The following is a 3,305-nucleotide window of genomic DNA, read 5'->3' as shown; positions in this document are numbered from 1 at the left end:
TACAAACGTTGTGGTAAGTGCTGATGTTGCTACTGAAGGAACCGTAAGTTTTGAAAATAAAGCCACTGCTGCCGCCGAGCTGTTGCTTTCTAGTACTTCTGATTATGACTTTACTAACTCAAAAAATAACAGCAAGGGTGTACTAGAGTTTGATATTAAAGTTAATAGCTTTGATAAGCTATCAGGTACCAGTGATGTTCAACCTGTTAATGTGACGCTTAAATCTTCAGATGACAAAACCGCATCTGTCGACATTAGCAGTGCAATGAGTGCATATATTGGTTCGACTGATTTCCAAAAAGTAAGAGTTCCGCTAAGCTGTTTCGACAATGTAGATATTACCAAAGTTAACCAACCGTTTTCTCTGCAAGTCGTTTCCGGGATTAACTATTCTGTTCAGGATATTCAGTATATAGCCGAAGCTGATGGCGATAAGGCAGGTGCAGGGAACTTACTTCAGTGTACTAATACCAGCGAAGTTATAAAAGATGATTCGCTGTTATTCAGTCGTGACATGTCTAACACAATTACTGGCTGGGCAACGGAGTTACCTAAAACAAATGGAACCAGTTTTAACGGTACTATTCCTAATGCCAACCCTAATACGACGTTGCCAGATTACACTGATGGTTTTGCTTATAAGTTTACGGGGTATTGGGCTAAGACTGGTAAATATGAATCAACTAGTCCCGTAGAAACATTAAGTTTGACGATGCCAGCGGCGGCGGATGCTAAGTATAAAGACTTAAGTTATTTGATGGAAAATGGTGAGTTGCAGTTTTATCTGCAAAAGCATGTAGATGTCGACAATCCAGCTGATTTTGCATCATTATCGTTGAATGTTCAGTTTACAACGCCTGAAGCAGGTGCTGAAGGTGTTCCAGCTGATGGATATAGTAATTCTCAAGTACACCAGATTGATATCCAAACGCTTGATGCTAGTAAGTTATATTCAGTTAATATTCCGTTGAAAACGTTATTTACTGCGACTGACGGCAAGGTTGATCCGAATGCGCTTCAATACATTAATGCGCTAGCATTTACGCCTGAAGGTACTGTTGTAGACGGTGTTAGTGAAATTAATTACGTAGGTTTGAAATATCTGCTAGGTGAAGTCAAGCTTGTTATGAACCCTGGTAGTGAAGGTACAGGCCAGCCAGTTGTGATTCCAGTTCCGACACCTTAATAATTCTTTCCTTTTTAGCTGAAATAAAGCCAATCTGCCTGAGTAGGTTGGCTTTTATTCTTAATCAACTCAAACTTTTAATCAGGTGCAGTATGTCTATACCATCTTTTAATAAGTGCATGCTTGCGACTGCATTTAGTGCAGCGCTAGGTGCGGCCCAACCCGCTTTTGCTGATTCACCGCAGTTTCCTACCGTTGATGGTCATCGTGCCCCAAATGTTGTTCTAATCTTTGCCGATGATCTGGGTTATGCAGATACTGGTTTCCAGAAAAGTAGCAAAGATGTTGATACGCCTAACCTGGACAAGTTGGCCAAAGATGGCGCTATATTAACAACAGGTTATGTGACGGCACCCGTAAGTGGTCCATCTCGGGCGGGTATGCTTTCTGGGCGGTACCAGGAGCGATTTGGTTACCATGACAATACTGCGCCTTACGTTCTTAAAGAAGGTATCGTACAGGGACTGCCTTTGGATATTCCAACTATTGGCAACCGCTTTCAGGATATCGGCTATACCACTGCGATGATCGGTAAATACCATGATGGCGACCCGAAAGAGTACTGGCCGCATAATCGTGGTTTTGATGAGTTTTTCGGTTTTAATAATGGCGCAGCTAATTATTTTGTCGGGCCTCAAAACCTGAAAAATGCCGAAGAGAAACCAAACTCCTCTATGTATCGAAATGAAAAGCTGGTTCCTCCATTTGATGATTATTTGACAGACAAGTTTGGCAATGAAGCGGTGGATTTCATCGATAGGCATAAAGATGAGCCATTCTTCCTTTATGTACCTTTCAATGCTATTCATGGCCCATTGCAAGCACTCGAAAAAGATCTTGCCCGGTTTGATCATATCAAGGATAAAAAGCGTCGCTTGTCTTTGGCCATGAACTACAACATGGATAAAAATATCGGGAACATTCTCAATAAGCTAGATGAATATAAGTTGATGGAAGATACCATTATTATCTTCTTATCTGACAATGGCGGTAAGCCAAAAGGGAATGCTTCGTATAACCATCCATTACGGGGCCAAAAAAATACGTTGTGGGAAGGGGGAATTCGCATTCCATTTACTGTGACGTGGAAAGGTAAAATTCCAGCCGGTCAGAAGATCGATGATCCTATTATCTCCTTAGACATACTGCCAACCGCGTTGAAAGCGGCTGGTGCTGATATCTCAGACTGGGATTTGGATGGTGTCGATATTATGCCGCGCCTGACAGGTAAGGTAGACAAGCTGGACAACCGTTTCATGTACTGGGATCGCGTGATTAAAGCGGCAATTCGTGACGATGACTGGAAGTTGGTAATGCCAGTGGTTACGCCGAGAAAAACAGAGGTCCAGTTATTCAAAATCAGTGACGATATCAGCGAATCGACCAATGTGGCTGATAAATATCCTGAGCAAGTTGAGCGCCTGATGAAGGAATTTAAAGCATGGCAGGCTAAGAACGAGCCAGCAAAATGGGGATGGAACAAGAAGAAGTTCCCGCATAAAACGGAAGGTTTTCGGGCCAAAAAAGCCTAACCCATAGTACAAATACCAGGGGGCACCCTGGTATTTGTTTTCACTCATCATTTCATCGCTCATTGTCAGAGCCTTCCAACTATATGTGAAATAGCAAATGGCAATATAAGCCATTGTTTAGGAAATATTAATGAAAAGAGTTGCTTTAGCTTTATCGCTTCTTTTAGGAATGGCAGGTGTCGCTCAGGCTGCCCCTAAGAATATTATTATGGTTGTCGGTGACGGTATGGGGCCTGCGTATACGTCTGCCTACCGTTATTTTAAGGATAATCCGGAAACTGTTGAAATAGAGAAAACGGTTTTTGACCGCCATTTGATTGGACGAGCAAGTACTTACCCTTCTTATGTTCAGGGACTTGTCACAGATAGTGCCGCGTCAGGAACGGCTCTGGCGACCGGATATAAAACCTACAACGGTGCAATTGGCTTGGATAAAGACAAACGGGCGGTTGAGACTGTTCTGGAATATGCGAAGTCCAGAGGTAAATCAACTGGTCTGGTTGTTACTTCGCAAATTAATCATGCTACGCCTGCCAGTTATGTTGCGCATGTTGAAAAACGTAAAATGTACAATCAAATCGCTGACA

Annotated in this window: 3 protein-coding genes; all 3 read left to right on the top strand. The window is 42.5% G+C overall.

What is annotated here, in order from left to right; translation table 11 throughout:
* The coding region (locus tag MHN01_RS21390; protein WP_239413331.1) for a putative glycoside hydrolase at positions 1-1,186 on the top strand (1,186 nt) is incomplete at its 5' end.
* Between the two features lie 92 nt (positions 1,187-1,278).
* A complete protein-coding gene (locus tag MHN01_RS21385; protein WP_239413330.1) occupies positions 1,279-2,718 on the top strand; it encodes a sulfatase-like hydrolase/transferase in 1,440 nt (479 codons plus the stop codon).
* 130 nt (positions 2,719-2,848) lie between these two features.
* Positions 2,849-3,305 (top strand): alkaline phosphatase (locus MHN01_RS21380; protein WP_239413329.1); only part of this gene is annotated, 457 nt, incomplete at its 3' end.

The organism is Photobacterium sp. OFAV2-7, from assembly GCF_022347985.1.
Classification (GTDB): domain Bacteria; phylum Pseudomonadota; class Gammaproteobacteria; order Enterobacterales; family Vibrionaceae; genus Photobacterium.
Note: the sequence above shows the minus strand (reverse complement) of the source record. Positions and strands in the feature narration are given on the sequence as shown.